The organism is Acinetobacter sp. 797_lipA (genome assembly GCF_058243025.1).
In genome coordinates this window covers 869,608-890,143 of record NZ_JBZAYQ010000001.1, presented here as the reverse complement: position 1 = coordinate 890,143, position 20,536 = coordinate 869,608, and the positions used below count along the sequence as shown (strand labels likewise).

The following is a 20,536-nucleotide window of genomic DNA, read 5'->3' as shown; positions in this document are numbered from 1 at the left end:
ACCTCCTTTTTATGATTTAAGTACTGGAGTAAATTCTTTGGTGAAATAGGGGGTTAATACTCCTGTTTCAGGATGTAGTAAACGCTCTTTGTAATAATCTAAAAATGCAGAAGTGTCATAATCATTCGGATGAAAGCTCGGACGTAAATAGTCAAAAATATGCATCCAACTACTGCCATAGACACCACGTTTCAGCCCAAACAAGAGGCTGAAACTCCGCGGCACATCCTTCCAATAACTAAGACTCACCAAATTAGACGGTTTGCGATAAAACGGAACAAAAACTGACGCCACAGAGATCAGCAGTAAAATAGTGATAAGGGCTGGAAAAAAGCCCGCAATACGTAAGGCATAGTTATTGGAAAGTGATTGAAACACATCATATGCAATGTCTTTGTGCTCAGATTCCTCTAGCATGTGCCACATCCAAATCGCCCGTTGCTTTTCATCTTGAGAATCAAAGAAAATCTCTTCATGGTTCATCATGTATTCAGACAGCACTGCAGTAAAATGTTCAATGCCTGCCATTAAAGACAATTTCATCGGCTGCGGTAAGCGGTTAAAACCGTAATCAAAAACGATTTCAGCTAAATAGCGAAAAATGCCAACGGGTAAATCAATCTGTTTAAAGGTATCGTTCAATTCTTCATGTAGCTTTGAATGCAATGCCTCCTGTCCAATTAAAGAAGTCACACGTTGTTTTAATACAGGGTCTGTGAGGAAATCACGGTGATAACGGGCGGTATCAATCACCAAGTCTTCACCATAGGTCAGAAAGATCGAGAGTGATGCAAAGTAAGCACTGGCTAGCTCCGCATTTAAGTAAAATTTGAGATCAATTTTCTCAGCTTCAAAGTCAAATTTCCTATGCCGAATTGGAATAATCGCAGACTGTTTTTCAGCATCGAATACGGGTCCTGCAAAAATTTGGCTGGCTTTGCCTTTCAATGGAAGAGCGATACGCATAGGACATTCCTTCTTATTTTTAGCTCATTTTTTAGGCTCAATCTCACGATTTTTACCTGTGCTTTGCATTCAAAATAAGAGTCCGCTTCCCCTATGCCACTGGCATTTTTCTTCAAATGATTTGCAATTTATGACTTTAAAATCTGTTGTCTAACAATCACTCCACAGATTTATCTATCGGGGTCAGAACGAGGCTTTGTGTGCCACAAAGGGAATACACTGCTCATAGGCTGAGCATTCTTCGCCATAGTGTTTTTTGAGAAAATAGTCTTGCACCATTTGCGCCTGCTGTTCGATGCCATAGCTTAAAAAATGCTTTCCTTGTTTTAATGCATAACGATATTGACGGTTAAAAAGCGCCTTACGGACTACAGCGAGTCCCTGCTGAATTTGCCAAACATGCGTTAGCTCATGAATCAACCAAGCTTGTTGATGAATCGGTTGGTCGGCAAAGTTTTCGCACCAGTCTTTGATATTAAAATAGACATGTCCATTCGGGCTAATCGCATAATGAGGCAGCACTGCCCGATGCGCGATAATTCGAACCGAATCCATGTTCAGACTGTTCCCAAAAATACTGCTGGCGAGCTTTTTCTCCGCTTCAGTCAAGGGCCGATTTTTAAGTTCAAACTTTTGCTGTATTTTTTGTAAAAGCGGTTGAAACCACACAATCACACTCCATAAAGACATTAGAATAATTTGTTCTTTTTAAGGACATTTACGGATTTTTTTTAGAATATCCCTTAAAAAAAATCGCATTTCGTATATAGTATTCGCACTTATTATTGATTAATACTTCTATTTGTTTATCGTCACTTACACCACGTAGAACTTATAGCTATAACAAACTCAATCGTCGTGTATATCCCTATAGGTATAGGATTTAGTTGGAAATGAAAAGTTTTAAAATTGCACTTGCACAGTTCTCTCCGCACATTGGCAACCTTGAAGCAAATGCCCAAAAAATGTTGGAGCAGGCCAATGAAGCAAAAAAACAAAATGCTGATTTAATTATTTTTCCAGAACTTTCGAGCATTGGTTACCCAGCAGAAGATTTACTTCTACGTCCAAGCCTAACCAAACGCACGCAACAAGTTTTTGAACAACTTAAAACAGTAAAAGACATTGTGATGGTCTTTGGTTTTGTCAATCAAACTGAAGACGGTCAACGCTACAACGCCGCTGCGGTCATGAAAGATGGACAGGTTTTGGGTGTGTATAACAAACAAAACTTGCCAAACTATAGCGTGTTTGATGAAAAGCGTTACTTCACCGAAGGGCATCAGCACCTTGTTTTTGAATATCTGGGTCATAAGTTTGGTGTGTTGATTTGTGAAGATGTTTGGTCACTTTCAACAGTACAACAACTGGCACAGCTCAATGTAGAAACGGCTTTGGTCTTAAATGCTTCACCATATGAAGTCGGTAAGCCGCAGCACCGTGTTGAAACCATGTCTGCACTGGCGAAACAAATGAACCTCAACTTGGTTTATGCCAACCAAGTTGGCGGTCAAGACGACCTGATCTTTGATGGTACAAGCTTCGTGATTGCGAAAAATGGTTCAGTTGTACTTCAAGCAGAAAGCTTTAAAGAGTCTCTGTATTTCGCGGAATACGAAGCAGAACAACAAGCTTTTAAGGCCAATGCGCTGCCGCCTGCTTTAGACACTATGGCAGAGATTTATCAAAGCTTAGTGATGGCGACTCGTGACTATGTACAGCGCTCAGGTTTCCCCGGAGTAATTTTGGGTTTATCAGGCGGGATCGACTCAGCTCTAACCCTTGCAATTGCGGCCGATGCGATTGGCGCCGATAAAGTCCAAGCCGTAATGATGCCATATACCTATACCGCTCAAATCAGTGTAGAAGATGCAGCTGAACAAGCGAAGAGTATGGGGGTGACTTTTGGGATTGCTGAAATCAACCCGATTGTGAACAGCTTTATGCAAACGCTTTATCCGTTTTTTGGCAACAGCCCTGCGGATGCAACTGAAGAAAACTTACAAGCACGTGCCCGCGGTACACTGCTGATGGGTTTATCCAACAAATTTGGTAATTTAGTCCTGTCTACAGGCAACAAATCAGAGTTGGCGGTGGGCTACTGCACGCTCTATGGTGACATGGTGGGTGGTTTTGCAATACTGAAAGATGTGTATAAAACCATTGTGTTTGAACTTGCGAAATACCGAAATAGCATTTCAGACAAGCCTGTGATTCCTGAGCGTGTGATTACTCGCCCACCTTCAGCAGAGTTACGTCCAGATCAAAAAGACCAAGACTCTTTACCGCCATATGATGTACTGGATGCCATTTTGTATGCCTATATCGAAGAAGATATGAGCCAAGATGACATCATTGCCAAAGGCTTTGATGCTGAAGTAGTTGCAAAAGTGATTCGTTTGGTCGATTTCAATGAATACAAACGTCGCCAAGGTGCAATTGGTCCGCGTATCAGCTCACGTGCATTTAGCCGTGAACGTCGCTACCCAATCATAAATGGCTGGAAAGCTGGCGTATAAGCACTTTCTCCAATAAAAAAGCCCAAACATGTGTTTGGGCTTTTTTATATCGACATATTCAAATCTATTTTTTACGCACAAAAAAAGAGACCAAGCTGAGAGCTTGGTCTTTAAAAATGGTGGCTATGACGAGACTTGAACTTGTGACCCCCGCATTATGAGTGCGGTGCTCTAACCAACTGAGCTACATAGCCGTAAACTGTGGGGGCATTATCTATACATATTAAACACCCGTCAAGCCCCACCCTATCCCAATGATCAGCATTTAAACAATTGATAATTAAATGTTTAAAATTAATACATATTTAGTAAAAAAACATCGGGCACAATAGTTAAATATATAAAGGAAACTATCCTTAAGCAGATCAAATCCTTGCTTATTACTACTCTCTTAACAGCACTAAGTGCATGCCAGCTCGTGAGTCCAGCCTTGGTCAATTATAATCACGCTTACATGGATGTTGCCAAATGAATCATCATTCAACACTTATATAGAACATGTAACAAAAAACGATGCATGGCATAGCTCAGCAAAGCCCAACAACGCTTATATCATGTTCAAAAAGATCACCATCTGAACACCTTGAAATTGCAATGCTAAATGCTATGCGCAACTAAACTGAACAAAGAATAAAATTACAGGCTAAAAAAATAAACTTTTGCAGAATAATGTACTGCCTATATGCAGATCCAAAATAGCTTCCATGGATTAAAATCACAGAAGTATCAACTCAATATAAATAAAAAGAATCTCTTCGAATTATTGATTTCATCTCTACAATTCTGTAAAACAGCTCACTATTTAATAAAGTGATTAAAACTTTTTAATCACTGATTACTTTTAACATTAAAACCAATAATTTTATAACAGCATGAGTCATTATTTTGGATAATACAATTGAAAATGATGTATCACCTGATACACAACCTTATATTGCAGGCTTTTGGCGTAGAAGCTTCGCATTTATCATTGATGCTTTGCTCATCGGTGCTTTCTGTAACATTATCTCTAGCCTATTAGGTAAATTTCCTTATGAATACCCTATACTCATAACATTAATTGGTTATCTTTTCGTTGTTCTATATTTTACTTATTGCAATAGCGTTAACAATAATGGACAAACAATTGGCAAAATTCTTCAATCCATTAAAGTCGTCAAACTAGATCAGCAGTATCTCAGCCTATCCGCCTCATTTCTACGATCGGCAATTTTATATGCCCCTTTCTGCTTAATGTCTTTTACGCTACTTTTTCACCCAGTATTGAATAGCATCTTTACGATACTCTTAGGTAGCTTACTGATTTCTATACTTTATTTATATATTTTTAACCGAAAAAATCGCCGCTCTATTCACGACTATCTAGCACACACAATTGTCATAAAAAATGGGGTTGAACCTAAGACTATTTCTACAACATGGAATGTACATTTTTACATCGCGACTATTTTAGTTTTCATTTTTTCAGGGTTACAAGTTTGGAACAGTATTACAAATGACCAAGACTATATTCCTATTTCTTTACAAAATCTAAAATTTAAGGAATTAAGCCAATTTGATTATGGTTATCTCATCCTTCCTAAAAATGAGGAAGGTATAAATCCAACTCAACATTATTATTTAGCCACGATTACCGATCCTAATTTACTCAATAATCCAAGTTATGCTGAAGAATTTGCACAATATATTTTCAAATTAGAACCACGTCACCGTGCAAAATATCTAGAAAATTATGTTCAACTCACCGCTCGCTATCAATTTGGGTTAATTTCAAAAAAACGTTCTTCCACCTATTTAATTGAAACAGATGATCAGCAGAAAATTACTGCTCAGGAAGTTTCTTCACAACAACAAACGCAAATTGGAGGTGGGTATTAAGCCCAAAATAAGGACAAAAAAAGACCACGTTTTGGAACGTGGTCTATAAAAATGGTGGCTATGACGAGACTTGAACTTGTGACCCCCGCATTATGAGTGCGGTGCTCTAACCAACTGAGCTACATAGCCGTAAACTGTGCGCGCATTATGTGGTTTTCTCACCAGTACGTCAAGTACCTTGCGCGCTTAATTGATCAAAATTTGTTGAAGTGAGCCGATAAGCCGGGTTCTGTCGAGAACGATCATTCCTCTAGGCGTACAATCACTCATACGCTCAAGCGACCTACCCGGATCCAGCATGGGCCATGCCTAAAGGATCCCTATTTGGTCTTGCTTCCGGTGGGGTTTACCATGCCATGAACTGTTACCAGCCATGCGGTGCGCTCTTACCGCACCCTTTCACCCTTACCTCCGATTTCGATTGCTCGAAACCATAATGAAGGCGGTCTACTCTCTGCTGCACTTTCCGTCGGCTCACGCCGCCCAGGCGTTACCTGGCACCTTGCCCTATGAAGCCCGGACTTTCCTCCCCTGCTTCAATCACGGAGATCTCCACAGCAGCGATCGTCTGGCTCACTTCGAGGCGCATAGTATCAAATCTTAGACTTAATTGCTTGCGCTTTTTTGAGCAATCAGCTTTTTATATTTATCCATGAGCTCATCCTCAGTTTCCGCATGATTAGGATCCAGCGGAATACAATCCACTGGACAGAATAATTGACACTGGGGTTTATCATAATGTCCGATACACTCTGTGCATAAGTCTGGATTGATTTCATAAATCAATTCCCCCATGAAAATGGCTTCATTGGGGCACACAGGTTCACAAACATCACAATTGATGCATTCATCGGTTATATATAAAGACACATTACCAACCTTGTTGATGTTTACGTTCAAAAGCAGCGACTACAGCTTGCGGTACAAACTTGGTCACATCACCTTTTAAACGTGCTATTTCACGAATCAACGTCGATGAAATAAATGAATACTGCTCTGACGGCGTTAAAAATACCGCCTCAAAGTGTGAATCAAGTTGACGGTTCATATTGGCTAACTGGAACTCGTATTCAAAGTCAGACACTGCACGCAATCCTCGCAGTACAGCCGTTGCCTTTTGTTCACGGAAGAAGTTCACCAACAAACCATCAAAACCTACAAACTCAACATTATCAAGATGGCTTAATGATGCTTTGGCCAAGCTCACACGCTCTTCTAAACTAAAGAGAGGGTTTTTATGATGACCAATGGCAATGGCTACCACCACTTCATCAAACATACGTGATGCACGTGTAACCAAATCAATATGACCATTGGTAATTGGATCAAAAGTCCCCGGGTAAATGACGCGAGTTTTAGACATCCATTTTTACTCTGTTGATTTTGTAGAGCCATATTTTAGCAAAAACTTGTTTTATAGGTGAAGAAACTCCATAAATTTGAAAAAACTTCACCTTAACCCTGCTTTAAGGCACAATAGGTACATTGTTGGAAGTAATTGATTATGGCGAAAGCAACTGTAGTTAAAAAAAATACCAGCGGGACGATTGCACAGAATAAACGTGCACGTCACGACTATTTTATTGAAGAAAAATTTGAAGCTGGCCTGTCACTGCAAGGCTGGGAAGTGAAATCATTACGTGCAGGTCGTATGACGCTGTCTGAGAGTTATATCACCTTTAAAAATGGCGAAGCTTTCCTGTTCGGTGCTCAGATTCAGCCTTTACTCAGTGCATCTACGCACATTGTTCCTGAAGCGACCCGTACCCGTAAGTTACTGTTGAATCGCCGTGAACTCGATAAGTTACTCGGCGCAGTGAATCAGAAAGGTTATTCGTGCGTTCCACTTGTGGCTTATTGGAAAGGGCCACGTGCGAAATTAGAAATCGCTTTAGTGAAAGGCAAACAGCTACATGACAAACGTGCCACGGAAAAAGACCGTGACTGGCAACGTGATAAAGCCCGTATTATGCATAAATAAAAAAAACCTCCCATGTGGAGGTTTTTTATTAATAATCAGCTTTTAGCTCGACCAAATATTTTCCGAACTTTCGAGCAGTTTCCAAGTCACCTTCGGGTGGGGTTATTTCAATACTGGCGTTGTCTGACTGAGTCATCAAACCTAAAAAGCTCGACATCCGATTAATATCGTGTTGGCTACGTCCTGTCGGCATAAACGGTAAACCCGCCCACAACATACCATGCTGCATAGCAAATAAATTAATCTGTTGTAATACCGCCAGTTTATCGCCACTTAAGCCACCGCCATTGGTGAAACCTGCAGCCAGTTTCCCTTGCCAAGCCCGTGCTAACCAACGCTTAGAGGAGTCTTCCATAAACTGTTTAAGTGCTGCTGTGAGACTGCCCATATAGGTTGGACAACCCATCACAATAATATCGGCCTGATCTAACAAATCCCACTGCACAGCAGCAACAGAAATTAAATGCACATCAGCACCCGCCTGCTCTGCACCTTGTGCAATATACTGAGCGACTTTCGCCGTATGACCATAAGCGCTATGATAAACCACACACACATGAACAGGTGCAGCAGAAACAAGATCAGGTACAGACATGGAAACTTTTAAGACCAAAGAATTGAGTTAAGTTTAACACTTCCACTCGCTGAGTGGGGAGTAAGTGCAAGGATTAAAACAGCCAAGCACTTCATCAAAAGCCAAAACTATTGCATAAACACAAAGGTCGCCATACGCCCAGTTTTGGCATGACGGCGATACGAAAAATATTCATCAGACTGGCTAAATGAACACTGATCACCACCAGAAACCACTTCAACACCATGCTGTTTTAGAATGAATTTTGCGATCGCATATAAGTTAGCATAATATTTTCCAGCTTGCGCACCTGTTTGAAATGCAGACTCAAGCTCAGCATACTTTGAACAAAAAGCTTCTTTTACTTCCGCCCCAATTTCAAAACAACGTTGGCTAATAGCCGCGCCCAACCAAGCCCATGTCGGCTGAGTGTTCATGCGGGCAATAGTATTTTCAATAATGCCATGCGCCAGCCCGCGCCAACCTGCATGCAAATTGGCCACTTCAGTTCCATCCGCATTGCCTAAAACCACTGGCAAACAATCGGCTGTCATCATCATCAGGGCATGGTTTGTACGCTGCGTTATCAAACCATCCCCTTCTTGAGCATCAAAGTCAATTTGCTCATTCACTACACGGCATATAGTGCTGTGAGTTTGCGTCATCCATGTGATTTTATCGACCCCATAGCCTGCAAACTCTTCGAGCAAGATCATGCGATGCTGTTGCACACGTGCAGCATCATCCTGTACATGCAAAGCCAAATTAAAGCCTTGTAGTTCAAATTGAGTAGTTTCTAAAGCACGATCATGATGTACACGGGTTTGCCCTACAAAAACACCTGCCGGAAGTCCTTGAACAAATTGCATATACTGTCCTTATGATGATTCAACTATAACTTAGTAGGCTTTGTTTTCCGTGCGTAGTACATCGACCAAGGTCGCCAAGTCTGCTGGCCACGGCGCTTTAAACAACATTTCTTCACCTGTACGAGGGTGTTTCAAACCTAGCTCTGCTGCATGCAAGGCTTGGCGTCTGAAACCACGTAAAGTCTCATCTAAAAGTTCTGTTGCACCTGCGGGCACGCGTACACGTGGCATATACACAGGATCGCCAACTAAACCAAAACCAATATAACTAAAATGCACACGAATCTGATGCGTACGTCCAGTTTCAAGACGAGCTTGGATGCGGGTGAAATGTTGGAAGCGTTCTTTCACGTTGTAGTGTGTTACAGCGTCTTTACCGCCTGGTAATACCGCCATTTTGACACGATCGACAGGGTGACGTTTAATCGGTTCATCCACCGTGCCACCAGCAATCACATTGCCATACACAATCAGGTCATAAACACGGTAAACCGTTTTTTTCGCCAATTGCTTGCTGAGTGAAAATTGTGCTTCTAAATTTTTCGCAACGACCAATAAGCCAGAAGTATCTTTATCAATACGATGTACCAAACCCGCACGAGTCAGTTCTGCCGATTTTGGATAGTGATGCAATAATGCATTGACCAACGTACCCGATGAATTGCCTGCACCTGGGTGAACTACCATCCCAACAGGTTTATTAACGACAATAATGTCATCATCTTCATAGACGATATCCAGCGGAATATCTTCAGGCAGACTACGAGTTTGGGCTTCTAACTCAACTTCAATGGTTAACAGTTCAAATCCTTCACATTTATATTTCGGTTTGACACTGTTACCATTTACCAACAAATGGCCTTCTTTTAGCCACTGTTTGAGTTTTTCACGCGAAAAGTCGCTCCAAATCGTTGCTGCGACTTGGTCTATACGCTGTCCGAGATAAGTTTCATCCAATTGAAATTGCAACGATAAACGTGTTGCAGTAGAGCTTGAAGTATGGTTATCTGCATCCTCAGAATCTTCAAGTAAATTGAAATCGGTTTCAGGGAAATTTGGATCGGAAGATTGTGCTTGAGCCATTTGATCATTCAAATAAAAGTGATTTAATAGCGCAATTGTAGCTCATTGCCCGTATTAACAGAGGAATTTTTATGTCGCTACCACATTATAAAATGACAATGCTTGCTCTAACGATTGGCATTGCATCTGCAATGGTAGGCTGTAGCAGCAATCCCAAGAAAGAAGTGGTAGATACCGGTCCACAATCGAGTGAACAGGTTTATATTCAAAAAGCAGAAAAAGCACTGCAAAGTGGTCAATATACCGACGCTGCAAAACACTTAGAAGCATTAGATACCTATTACCCTACAGGTAAATATGCGCAACAAGCTCAACTAGAGCTGCTCTATGTGAAGTTTCAGCAGAAAGATTATGAAGGTGCGATTGCACTGGCTGATCGTTTCATTCGTTTGAACCCTCAGCATCCAAACGTGGACTATGCCTACTATGTCCGTGGTGTAGCCAACATGGAACAAAACTATGATGGTTTGATTCGCTATACATCTTTAAAGCAAGCACATCGCGATGTGAGCTATCTTAAAGTGGCGTATCAAAACTTCGTAGACTTTATTCGTCGTTACCCTTCAAGCACTTATGCTGTAGATGCTGCACAACGCATGAAGTTTATCAGTAATGAGTTGGCTGAAAGCGAAATGAATGCAGCACGCTTTAATATCAAACGTAAAGCATGGGTCGCAGCACTAGAGCGTGCTCAATGGGTGATTGAACATTATCCACAAAGCCCTCAAGTGCCTGAGGCTTTAGCAACTGTTGCTTATTCGTATGACCAATTGGGCGACAAGCAAACTGCGCAACAATATACCGATGTCTTGAAACTAAATTATCCAAATTTAGTGAAATCGAATGGTGAAGTGAACTTACGCGCTGCACGTAAAGAAGCAAGTTGGGTCAACCGTGCGACTTTAGGTGTGTTTGGTCGTGAAGAACAAAACAGTTCTGAAGAAAAAATCGAACAACCCAAACAAACAGCAGAACGCAGCTTTACCAATCGTGTCAGCTTCGGTTTACTCGATCGCCCTGAAACAAATCAAAACATCAATACTGAAACCGAATAATTCCTCTGAAATATTCGCTATTTTAGAAAGGGCAAGTTATCATACTTGCCCTTTTGTTTTGTGCGATTTCCGCTTGATCAAAACGCTTAAAAGGTATACAAAACAATCTAGATTCGATGGTTTTTTGCATTTTAAAACCTCCATCTCTGCTTCTTTTCACGGTTCAAAACATCAGCGACTGACGATTCGACATGGCTATTCCTCAACACACCATTGACCAAATTTTAGATCGGACCGACATTGTCGACCTGATTGGTCAACGTGTGAAACTTAAAAAGTCAGGTCGCACCTATTCGGGTTGTTGTCCGTTCCATCAAGAGAAATCACCGTCTTTTCACGTATATCGTGACAAACAGTATTTTCACTGTTTTGGTTGTCAGGCCAATGGTAATGCCATTCGTTTTTTAATGGACATCGACAGTCGTAGCTTTATTGATGTGATGAAGGATTTGTCGAGCCAAACAGGCATCGAACTTCCAAAAGACAACCGTGACTCGAAAAAACTGGTGTATAAGCGCGAAGCTAAACCTGCCCAAAAACCACAGGTCGATGTCGCAGAAGCCAAGAAAACCGAGCCAGCTCCAGCACAACCTGAGTTTCAGATTGAGCATGATCCTTTTGCTGAATTTCAGTCCATGGACTACCAAGAGGGTTACGCTGATTTTGATACTTTCGAAGGCTTCAACACCGCCCCCGTTCAGGAAGGCAACTTATACGACCTGTTAGAAAATATTGCGCAATACTATGAGCAACAACTACCGCATAGTCGCGCTGCTCAGCAGTACTTTAAACAGCGCGGGCTCAGCCGAGATACCATTGCATATTGGCGTTTAGGTTATGCACCTGAAGACTGGCAACACTTAGAAAAAGCCTTCCCGCAAGATATCGAAGGCTTAAAGCTACTCGGACTGATTCGTACTAGTGATAACGGTCGTGACTTCGACTTACTGCGGGATCGTGTCATATTTCCGATTCGTGATGCCAAAGGTCGTGTGGTAGGCTTCGGTGGACGTGCTCTCAATGACGAAATTAAGCCCAAATACATCAACTCGCCAGACTCTGAGGTATTTCATAAAAACCAATTACTTTATGGTTTATATGAAGGTCGTAAACAAAAAGCCCAAGACTGGCTAATGGTCGAAGGCTATATGGATGTGATTGCGCTACAGCAGTATGGGATTGCAGGTGCTGTGGCGACCTTAGGGACTGCCAGTAACACCGAACACTTAAATATTCTGTTTAAACAAAACAACCGTATTACCATTGCCTTCGATGGTGACGTGGCTGGACAAAAAGCGGCACGCCGTACTTTAGAAATTGCGTTACCTTTACTCAATGATGGTCGCGAGCTGAAATTTTTTGTTTTACCGAATGATCACGACCCTGACTCATTGATTCGCCGTGAAGGGATTGAAAACTTTAATAAGCTGCTCCAACAAGCTCCACTACTATCAGACTTTGTATTTGCACATCTGACGCAGAACCATGACATCAGTAGCCCTGAAGGTAAAAGTCAGGTCATGAGTGAGTTGCGTCAACTGACGGACTTATTGCCCAAAACAGGCTCTTTCCGTTATTTGCTGAATCAATCCTTCAAAGAAAAACTCGGTTTTGGTCGTCGCTGGACACCTCAAGTCAGCAACGATGCCTCGTTGTCTTTTAATATTCGCACCAAAGATGAAGACTTCGCCCTCGCCGTTCTGATCCATCATCCGTTTTTGTATATTCACTTTGAAACTCTACGCGCCTATTTACCTGAAGATGAACTTTTAGCGCATGTGCTACAAGTCTTAGATGGCATCTTTGATGATTTACCTGATGACCAAGAACTGGCAACCTATTATGTTTTGGGTGCATGTAGCCGTTATGCCAACGCAATAGCCGATATTATGCAGCGCACCAATATTGAAGAACTAACCAAAACACCAGAACTGGCGGATAAACTGGCCAGTGAATATGCCCTTTCGCTTGAAGAAAAATATTTAAAACTTAAACTTAAAGCCCCAAACTCATTAATTGAGACACGAAATTTAAAACATAAACTCTTTGAACTGACCAAAAAAATAGGCTTAAGACTGATTACTTAAACCTATTACATTTTCGTATTTGGATTTAATTTTTAGTTTTACGACGTTTAGCAAAAGTCTCATTTAAACACGTTTGCATTTGTTCAAAATGACTTGGATCTTCTGATTTGGCTGCTTCACGCAGCATAATCGAGGTCGGATGCAGCAACTTCTGCGTCAAACGATGTGCAAACTCTTGCATTACCTGTTCCGCCTTTTCCCCTTTCGCAATTCGTGCCAGCGCTAGATCTAATTCTTCTTGTCTTAACTGTTCACCTTGCTGACGGTAAGCATGGATGGTTTCACCTGCGAGATTGACCTTCTGCTGGGTCACCAACTCGGTTGCTAGTTGGTTGACCATCACCTCTGCTTCAACCGCCGCCTGACGACGCTGGGCAAGGTTTTCATCAATCACCGACTGCAAATCATCCACGCCATATAAATAGACGCCATCTAAGCTTTCCACTTTCGGGTCGATATCACGCGGAACAGCCAAATCGACCATCAATATTTGTTGATAACGACGCTTTTTTAAGGCAGCTTTGACATCTGGATAATGAATCACTTGATGCAAACTTCCCGTACAACTGGAAATGACATCTGCACGCGCTAAGTTATTGGCCAACTGATCAAACTCAATGATTTCAACATCTACACGATGGGCTATTTCTTGAGCCAAAGCTTCAGCCCGTTCACGAGTACGGTTACAAATGAGGATTTTTGCGACTCCCATTTCAGCCAAATGCTTCGCCACCAAGCTATTCATTTCGCCCGCAGCGACCACCATGACTGTCAACTTTTCAGGCTTACTAAACACTTGTAATGCCAACTGAGCCACCGCGTAGCCCATCGATACGGCATGACTACCCACAGCCGTTTCAGAGCGTACGCGTTTCGCCGCATAGAAGGCATATTCAAAAATTCGGTTTAAATGAGGAGAAACTGTATGAGCAGTCTTCGCTAGAGATAGTGCAGATTTGACTTGCCCCAAAATTTGCGGTTCACCGAGCATGAGTGAATCTAAACCGCTTGCAACACGCATCAAGTGAGTGACAGCCTGCGCATTTTCATAACGGTATACATGATTCAACAATTGTTTAACATCTATGCCATTTGCTTGGGCGAGCCAGTTCAATACCATATCTGAGTTTTCAGACATGGCATACACTTCTGTTCTGTTACACGTAGACACCACCACCATTTCATTTAAGTCTTGGTTTTGGCCTTGTTGCTCAAGCAGTTGCGTTAACTTTTCAGGGTTAAATGCAATTTGCTCACGCAATTCTACGGAGGCGGTTTGATGGTTGACACCCAATGCAAAGAAAGACATATCAGATCATCATTTCGCTAAATTTATGCTATTGTGCAATAACGGTGTCATAAAAAGCATTACTTGGATCAAGAAAAATTGCGTCAAACACATTGCCGACTGAGCGGCGCGAGAATTAAGCAATATTCTACCACATTCTTACTCGTCGGTAGCATGGCATCTAGTGCTCATCTTAGAGCAGCTGGAGATTTTTCGCTATCTAATTATGATGCAATTCAACAAAGTATGATTGCCGAATTTGCACTGGCTTACCAAGATAGCGCGACTGCCCTGCACAACTATACTGTGCTGGCGATTAAAAGTAACTCCACCACCATTAAACAACGCGCTTTAAATATTGCCCTTGAACAAAATGACTTGCATGCCGCACTTGACATTGCAACGCATTGGGTGGTGCAAGAGCCTACCGATGTTCCTGCCTTATTTTATTTGTCTCACATTGCACTCAAAGCACATGAATATGAGCTTGCGGCTGAAACACTCGATAAAATTCTCAATATTGATGCCAATGCCGATTTAGAGCAAATCCTTGCGGGGATTGCCCCTGAAGAACCTGAAGATCAAGAAATTCTCATTCAAGCGCTACGTTCGAGTAAGGAGCGGAACAACCCCTCTATTTTGGCGTTGATTGCAGGTTTAGAGGCGCAAAATGGCCAGCTTGACCAAGCCCTAACCACCATCAATAAAGCCCTAAAAAAGCGTGGAAAAGTCACAGGCTACATCCTGATGAAAGCCAACTTACTCAGCGCACTCGGTCAAGAGGAAGAAACCCGTAATTGGTATGCAAAATCAAGTCGTAAACACCGCGACAATGTCGATGTCCGTTTAGCCGAAGCCAAATATCTGATTAAAATTAATGCGTCAAATGAAGCCTTAACCAAGCTTGAGAGTCTGATTAAAAAATGGCCTGAACAAGAAGAAGCCTTGTTTATCGCGGGATTAACCAGTATTGACTTAAAGAAGTACGAAAAAGCGGAAAAATATTTGGTTGAACTACGTAATTCGGCCGAATATCAAAATGAAGCCTATTACTATCTTGCGGTGAATGCTGAACGAAAGCAGCATTTTGAAACAGCCAAGGCCTACTATCGTCTAGTCGATGGTAGCTTGTATACCGTATCGCGTCGCAGCCTCATCAGTATCTATACCCAGCAAAACAAACCCAATGATGCTTTGCGCTTTTTAACCCAAGAACGGGTGAACTATCCACAACATGCAAGCTTTTTGTATCAGGCGCAAGCCGATATCTTAAAGCGCATGAATAACAAAGCTGCAGCCATGCGACTGTTAGATGAGGCGATTAAAAACTTACCGGATGATCCTGAACTGATCTATTCTGAAGTGCTAATGTTGGATCCACATACGGATAAAGACAAACTTGAAAAGTTGCTCAATCAACTGTTAAGTATTGAGCCCAATAGCCCAACCTACCTCAATGCTTATGCATATACTTTAGCCTTGCAAAACAGACGCTTAGATGATGCACGTCGATTTGTTGAACATGCTTTAGAATATGCCCCTGAACAAGCCTCCATCTTAGATACCTTAGGCTTTATTTGTTACTTACAAAATGACTTTAGCACGTCAGCCAAAGTCTTAGAAAAAGCCTACCTCATCAGTGGTAGTGTCAATATTGGCGTGCGTTATGCGCGTTCAGTTTATATGCTCGGTGATCTGCAAAAATTCTCCACTGTGTTACAACAACTCAAACAAAAACACCCAAATGATCCTCAATTGGATCAACTCAATACTTTATTGTTACCCCAACAACTGAAAAAGAGCTCATAGTTTTTATGCGTATTTTCTCAAATCTGAGCTTAAGCTTACTTGCTGCAAGTAGCTTAGCACTAACAGGCTGTCAACAATTTACTAAACCACAGCTTGACCCAAACACTATACAAACCGAATCTGATCAACACTTTAGCTTACAGGGTAAAATTGGAGTACGTACGCCTGAACAAACAGGCAGTGCTTTTTTCACATGGGTACAACAGCAACAAGAGTTTGATATTGAGCTCAGTGGAATTTTGGGGGTTGGTAAGACGCAAATTACTGGTCGTCCAGGTGAAGTTAGCCTGAATAGTGCTAAAACTGGCCTCATCCAAGCTGAAACTCCTGAAGAACTTTTAAAAACAGCAACAGGTTGGCAGGCACCCATCACCCATTTAGTCAATTGGGTTCAAGCCAAACCTGCAACAGTTCAAGCACAAATCCAACGTGACAGTGCCAAACGAGCGGTAAAGATCATTGAAGATGGTTGGAGCGTTGAGCTGAGCTATAACGAACAAGCCCATATGCCAAATCGGTTGATTTTAAAACAAGCACTTGAAAATGGTGCAGAAAACCGTATTACAATGGTCATTCAAAACCGCTAGTTTATCTCGTTATGATCCGTGTCCCTGCCCCATCAAAACTGAATTTGTTTTTACACATTACGGGTCGTCGTGAAAACGGCTACCACGAACTGCAAAGTATTTTCCAGTTGATCGATCTGTGTGATTGGTTAGAGTTTGAGCTCCGTACAGATCAAGAAATTCATATTGAAGGCTTAAACAGTGTCGATTTGAGTCAAAATTTGATTTATAAGGCGACGCAGATACTTAAGCCGTATGCACAAACAGCCACCGGTTTATCCATTCGTCTTGAAAAAAATATTCCGATGGGTGCAGGCTTAGGTGGTGGTTCATCGGATGCTGCAACGACATTAATCGTAGTCAATCAACTGTGGCAGTGCGGGCTAAATACTGAGCAATTAGCAGACTTGGGTGTTCAGTTAGGCGCAGACGTTCCCATCTTTGTCCATGGTCGCAATGCATGGGCTGAAGGCATAGGTGAGCACTTAACATTCATAGACTTAGATCAAAAACAATACATTGTGTTAAAACCTGATTGTTTTATCAGCACTCAATTGCTTTTTTCACAAAAAACATTGACAAGAAACACGAAGAGCTCTAAATTTTGCGCCTATCAGTTAAAGCCATCTGATTTTGGAAATAATTTTGAGCCTTTGGCAAGAAGTTTATATCCAGAAGTAGATGAAGCAATGCAATATCTCGACCAGTTCGGTATTGCAAAACTTACAGGTACAGGTGCTTGTGTTTTTACTGAAGTAACGAGTGATATGAACATTGATGATGTTCTTGCAAATGCACCATGTAAAGCTTACTTGGTCAACAGCTTGAATGAATCACCAATAAGACATTTCTACGTTACCTGATAGGGGTATCGCCAAGTGGTAAGGCACCGGTTTTTGATATCGGCATCCGTTGGTTCGAATCCAGCTACCCCTGCCATTTTATTTCACCTGTAGATGACTGTACTAGGGGTATCGCCAAGTGGTAAGGCACCGGTTTTTGATATCGGCATCCGTTGGTTCGAATCCAGCTACCCCTGCCATTTTACAGTAATCAAATTTAGGGGTATCGCCAAGTGGTAAGGCACCGGTTTTTGATATCGGCATCCGTTGGTTCGAATCCAGCTACCCCTGCCATTTTCCAAAAAAGACAGAGCAACACTTTGCTGTTCTACTGTTAATTTACCTTGACAGAATGACGCAAAAATATTAAAGTTCTGCCGCATTAGGGGTATCGCCAAGTGGTAAGGCACCGGTTTTTGATATCGGCATCCGTTGGTTCGAATCCAGCTACCCCTGCCATCTAATTCCTAAATTGCCAACCGCCAAGGGTGCTTCATGCCCAATCTTGTCGTTTTTAGTGGATCTGCACATCCACAATTCGCCCAAAAAGTCGTAAGCCACTTGCACATCCCTTTAGGTGCTGCATCTATTGGTCAATTTTCTGACGGTGAAATTGCTGTCGAAATTACTGAAAATGTTCGTGGTAAAGACGTATTTATCGTACAACCTACTTGTGCCCCAACGAATGATAACCTAATGGAAATCCTCGTTATGGCTGATGCTTTGCGTCGTGCAAGTGCTGGTCGTATTACCGCAGTGATTCCTTATTTCGGTTATGCGCGTCAAGACCGTCGTCCTCGTTCATCACGTGTTCCAATTACTGCAAAAGTTGTCGCAGATATGCTGACAACTGTAGGAATTGACCGTGTGGTAATGATCGACCTTCACGCTGACCAAATCCAAGGTTTCTTCGATATCCCTGTAGACAACATCTACGGTACACCAGCGCTTTTAGCTGACCTTCGTCAACAATCACATGACAACCTCATGGTGGTTTCTCCTGACGTTGGCGGTGTCGTTCGTGCACGTGCTGTTGCTAAACAAATGGGCGATATTGACCTTGCTATCATCGACAAACGTCGTCAAAAGGCAAACGAATCACAAGTCATGCACTTGATTGGTGATGTTAAAGGCCGTGACTGCGTCATCGTAGATGACATGGTGGATACTGCAGGTACGTTATGTAAAGCTGCTGATGCATTGAAAACATTTGGTGCGCGCAAAGTGGTTGCTTATGCAACTCACCCTGTTTTATCAGGTAAAGCTATCGAAAACTTGAAAAACTCTGTGATTGATGAATTGGTTGTTACAGACACCATTCCTCTTTCTGAAGAAGCTCAAGCTCTTGGTAAGATTCGCCAAGTTTCAGTTGCGAGTATGGTTGCTGAAACAATTCGTCGTATTAACAACGAAGAATCTATTAGCGCAATGTTTGATTCTTATCTATAATATAGCGCTGAATTTTAAAAGCCCTGCCCAGTGCAGGGCTTTGTCTCACTAGGTCGGTCGCAGATCTAGTTTATTTAAAACTTAAATTAAGGATGTCTATCATGGCAAACTTCGTATTAAACGCTCAAGCGCGTGAAGCAGCTAACCAAGGGAAAGGTGCGAGCCGCCGCCTTCGTCACGCTGCTCAAGTTCCAGCTATCATCTACGGTGGTGCTGCTGAACCTGTAGCTGTTACTTTAGAACTTCGTGAGCTTGTTAAAGCTTTAGAAAACAACGCTTTCTTCGAAGAAGTTGTTGAAATCAAAGTTGGCGACAAAGTTGAAAGCGTTAAAATCAAAGCGTTACAACGTCACCCAGCTAAAAACACACCTATGCACGCTGACTTCGTTCGCGCATAAGTGTTATTGGTGTAATTAGTGTCAAATATTTCACTGATTGTTGGTTTGGGCAACCCAGGTTCTGAGTATGCCCAAACCCGCCATAATGCAGGCTTTTGGTTTGTTGAACGCCTTGCAGAACAATATGGCATTACGCTTAAAAAAGACCCAAAATTCAATGGAATGAGTGGGCGTGGTAATATCGAAGGTCAAGACGTCCGTCTGCTATTACCCACAACCTTTATGAACCTTGTTGGTAAAAGTGTTGTTCCCTTCGCAAAATTCTACAATATTGCTCCAGAAGCAATACTGATTGCTCACGATGAACTGGATATGAACCCTGGTGTCATTCGCCTAAAAACAGGTGGTGGTCATGGTGGTCATAATGGTTTACGTGACATAGTCCCTCATATCGGTCCAAATTTCCATCGCTTACGCATTGGTATTGGTCACCCCGGTTCAAAAGAACGTGTTTCAGGACATGTCTTAAGCAAAGCACCAAGCAATGAACAAAATTTAATGGATGATGCAATCCATCACGCATTGGCTCGCACTAAAATGCTGGTGAATGGTGAGATTCAGCCTGCCATGAATCAAATCAATGCTTACAAACCAAACTGATAAGTCAAAAAAATGTTGAACCATGCTGCTTGCCATACTGTCATTTTAAAGGCAAAATGCGCTTGCCTGATTGCTTATCCAGCAAGTTCAGATTGATTCAACCATAAGATAACGATCTTAGGTCCACTCAGGAGACGCTAGCCATGCTATCTCGTTTATTAAAAGCAAAAATCCACCGTTGTGTTGTTACCCAAGCTGAACTTCATTATGAAGGTTCATGTGCAATCGATGGTCTTTTATTGGATTTAGCCGGTATCCGTGAATATGAAGAAATTCACATGTGGAACGTGACTAATGGTAAGCGTTTCAGTACCTATGCAATTCGTGGTGAAGAAGGTTCTGGCATCATTTCAGTCAATGGTGGTGCAGCACATCAGGCCGATGTAGGCGATTTAATGATTATTGCTACCTTTGGTGATTTTACAGAAGCTGAAGCAAATGCACATAAACCACGTTTAGTTTATGCAAATCCAGACAACACTGTAAGTCACATGGCAAACTGCATTCCAGTACAAGTGGCTTAAGCCCAATAAATTAAAAAAATCCGCTGCGTGCGGATTTTTTTATGAGCA

At 42.0% G+C, this 20,536-nt stretch carries 20 protein-coding genes, 6 tRNA genes and 1 other RNA gene; 16 read left to right on the top strand and 11 right to left on the bottom strand.

Annotation, left to right across the window (positions count from 1 at the left end):
• Nucleotides 1–9: 9 nt before the first annotated feature.
• Both AC4CU2_RS04310 and AC4CU2_RS04305 read right to left on the bottom strand, forming a co-directional pair.
• A complete protein-coding gene (locus AC4CU2_RS04310; protein ID WP_490768331.1) occupies nt 10–966 on the bottom strand; it encodes a metal-dependent hydrolase in 957 nt (318 codons plus the stop codon).
• A 183-nt stretch (nt 967–1,149) separates the two neighbouring features.
• Complete coding sequence (locus tag AC4CU2_RS04305) at nt 1,150–1,656, bottom strand: type IV secretion protein Rhs (RefSeq protein WP_490768330.1); 507 nt, start codon at nt 1,654–1,656, stop codon at nt 1,150–1,152.
• Between the two features lie 203 nt (nt 1,657–1,859).
• On the opposite strand from AC4CU2_RS04305, the gene AC4CU2_RS04300 reads away from it, so the two are divergent.
• Nucleotides 1,860–3,485, top strand: a complete 1,626-nt coding sequence (locus tag AC4CU2_RS04300) for an NAD+ synthase (protein WP_078389148.1) — start codon at nt 1,860–1,862, stop codon at nt 3,483–3,485.
• A 117-nt stretch (nt 3,486–3,602) separates the two neighbouring features.
• Here the strand turns inward: AC4CU2_RS04300 and AC4CU2_RS04295 are convergent.
• Nucleotides 3,603–3,679: transfer RNA gene (locus tag AC4CU2_RS04295), tRNA-Met, on the bottom strand.
• A 691-nt stretch (nt 3,680–4,370) separates the two neighbouring features.
• Here AC4CU2_RS04295 and AC4CU2_RS04290 point away from each other — a divergent pair.
• Nucleotides 4,371–5,363 (top strand): RDD family protein, encoded by a 993-nt coding sequence (locus AC4CU2_RS04290; protein ID WP_490753234.1) that lies wholly within the window; start codon nt 4,371–4,373, stop codon nt 5,361–5,363.
• A 52-nt stretch (nt 5,364–5,415) separates the two neighbouring features.
• Here the strand turns inward: AC4CU2_RS04290 and AC4CU2_RS04285 are convergent.
• The 4 genes from AC4CU2_RS04285 to coaD form a co-directional block, all read right to left on the bottom strand.
• Nucleotides 5,416–5,492 (bottom strand) — tRNA-Met (locus tag AC4CU2_RS04285).
• A gap of 73 nt (nt 5,493–5,565) precedes the next feature.
• Nucleotides 5,566–5,943, bottom strand: an RNA gene (rnpB, locus tag AC4CU2_RS04280) — RNase P RNA component class A.
• Between the two features lie 26 nt (nt 5,944–5,969).
• Complete coding sequence (locus AC4CU2_RS04275) at nt 5,970–6,233, bottom strand: YfhL family 4Fe-4S dicluster ferredoxin (RefSeq protein ID WP_004695536.1); 264 nt, start codon at nt 6,231–6,233, stop codon at nt 5,970–5,972.
• Nucleotide 6,234: 1 nt separating this feature from the next.
• On the bottom strand, nt 6,235–6,726 hold the full coding sequence (gene coaD, locus AC4CU2_RS04270; protein ID WP_004695534.1) for a pantetheine-phosphate adenylyltransferase: 492 nt from the start codon (nt 6,724–6,726) through the stop codon (nt 6,235–6,237).
• A 141-nt stretch (nt 6,727–6,867) separates the two neighbouring features.
• Here coaD and smpB point away from each other — a divergent pair, with 141 nt between their 5' ends.
• Nucleotides 6,868–7,344 carry an SsrA-binding protein SmpB gene (gene smpB, locus AC4CU2_RS04265; RefSeq protein ID WP_004695532.1) on the top strand — a complete coding sequence of 159 codons (477 nt, stop codon included), beginning with the start codon at nt 6,868–6,870 and terminating at the stop codon, nt 7,342–7,344.
• Between the two features lie 28 nt (nt 7,345–7,372).
• On the opposite strand, the gene AC4CU2_RS04260 is transcribed toward smpB, so the two are convergent.
• The 3 genes from AC4CU2_RS04260 to rluD form a co-directional block, all read right to left on the bottom strand.
• Nucleotides 7,373–7,939 (bottom strand): flavodoxin family protein, encoded by a 567-nt coding sequence (locus tag AC4CU2_RS04260; RefSeq protein ID WP_005400401.1) that lies wholly within the window; start codon nt 7,937–7,939, stop codon nt 7,373–7,375.
• A 107-nt stretch (nt 7,940–8,046) separates the two neighbouring features.
• Nucleotides 8,047–8,787 carry a peptidoglycan editing factor PgeF gene (gene pgeF, locus AC4CU2_RS04255; protein ID WP_490768329.1) on the bottom strand — a complete coding sequence of 247 codons (741 nt, stop codon included), beginning with the start codon at nt 8,785–8,787 and terminating at the stop codon, nt 8,047–8,049.
• Nucleotides 8,788–8,817: 30 nt separating this feature from the next.
• Complete coding sequence (gene rluD, locus AC4CU2_RS04250) at nt 8,818–9,870, bottom strand: 23S rRNA pseudouridine(1911/1915/1917) synthase RluD (protein WP_490768328.1); 1,053 nt, start codon at nt 9,868–9,870, stop codon at nt 8,818–8,820.
• Nucleotides 9,871–9,941: 71 nt separating this feature from the next.
• Between rluD and AC4CU2_RS04245 the strand changes: the two genes are divergently transcribed.
• Nucleotides 9,942–10,925 (top strand): outer membrane protein assembly factor BamD, encoded by a 984-nt coding sequence (locus AC4CU2_RS04245; RefSeq protein ID WP_490768327.1) that lies wholly within the window; start codon nt 9,942–9,944, stop codon nt 10,923–10,925.
• Between the two features lie 191 nt (nt 10,926–11,116).
• Nucleotides 11,117–13,012, top strand: a complete 1,896-nt coding sequence (locus AC4CU2_RS04240) for a DNA primase (protein WP_490768326.1) — start codon at nt 11,117–11,119, stop codon at nt 13,010–13,012.
• A 25-nt stretch (nt 13,013–13,037) separates the two neighbouring features.
• Here the strand turns inward: AC4CU2_RS04240 and hemA are convergent, their stop codons facing one another.
• Entirely contained in the window at nt 13,038–14,321 is a 1,284-nt protein-coding gene (gene hemA / locus AC4CU2_RS04235; RefSeq protein WP_490768325.1) for a glutamyl-tRNA reductase, read from the bottom strand.
• Nucleotides 14,322–14,399: 78 nt separating this feature from the next.
• Between hemA and AC4CU2_RS04230 the strand changes: the two genes are divergently transcribed.
• The 11 genes from AC4CU2_RS04230 (at nt 14,400) to panD (ending at nt 20,488) form a co-directional block, all read left to right on the top strand.
• Nucleotides 14,400–16,109 (top strand): tetratricopeptide repeat protein, encoded by a 1,710-nt coding sequence (locus AC4CU2_RS04230; RefSeq protein ID WP_195728181.1) that lies wholly within the window; start codon nt 14,400–14,402, stop codon nt 16,107–16,109.
• Between the two features lie 5 nt (nt 16,110–16,114).
• Nucleotides 16,115–16,696, top strand: coding sequence for a lipoprotein insertase outer membrane protein LolB (lolB, locus tag AC4CU2_RS04225; protein ID WP_279677676.1), 582 nt, complete (start codon nt 16,115–16,117; stop codon nt 16,694–16,696).
• Between the two features lie 11 nt (nt 16,697–16,707).
• Complete coding sequence (gene ispE / locus AC4CU2_RS04220; RefSeq protein WP_195728183.1) at nt 16,708–17,538, top strand: 4-(cytidine 5'-diphospho)-2-C-methyl-D-erythritol kinase; 831 nt, start codon at nt 16,708–16,710, stop codon at nt 17,536–17,538.
• Between the two features lies 1 nt (nt 17,539).
• Nucleotides 17,540–17,614 (top strand) — tRNA-Gln (locus AC4CU2_RS04215).
• Nucleotides 17,615–17,642: 28 nt separating this feature from the next.
• Nucleotides 17,643–17,717: transfer RNA gene (locus tag AC4CU2_RS04210), tRNA-Gln, on the top strand.
• 19 nt (nt 17,718–17,736) lie between these two features.
• Nucleotides 17,737–17,811, top strand: a tRNA-Gln gene (locus AC4CU2_RS04205).
• A gap of 90 nt (nt 17,812–17,901) precedes the next feature.
• Nucleotides 17,902–17,976, top strand: a tRNA-Gln gene (locus AC4CU2_RS04200).
• A gap of 36 nt (nt 17,977–18,012) precedes the next feature.
• Nucleotides 18,013–18,966, top strand: coding sequence for a ribose-phosphate pyrophosphokinase (locus tag AC4CU2_RS04195; protein WP_004695513.1), 954 nt, complete (start codon nt 18,013–18,015; stop codon nt 18,964–18,966).
• Nucleotides 18,967–19,067: 101 nt separating this feature from the next.
• Nucleotides 19,068–19,364 (top strand): 50S ribosomal protein L25, encoded by a 297-nt coding sequence (gene rplY, locus AC4CU2_RS04190; protein ID WP_004695511.1) that lies wholly within the window; start codon nt 19,068–19,070, stop codon nt 19,362–19,364.
• A gap of 18 nt (nt 19,365–19,382) precedes the next feature.
• Nucleotides 19,383–19,964, top strand: a complete 582-nt coding sequence (pth, locus tag AC4CU2_RS04185; RefSeq protein ID WP_004695508.1) for an aminoacyl-tRNA hydrolase — start codon at nt 19,383–19,385, stop codon at nt 19,962–19,964.
• Between the two features lie 143 nt (nt 19,965–20,107).
• Entirely contained in the window at nt 20,108–20,488 is a 381-nt protein-coding gene (gene panD / locus AC4CU2_RS04180; RefSeq protein WP_004695506.1) for an aspartate 1-decarboxylase, read from the top strand.
• The last annotated feature ends 48 nt before the right edge of the window (nt 20,489–20,536 follow it).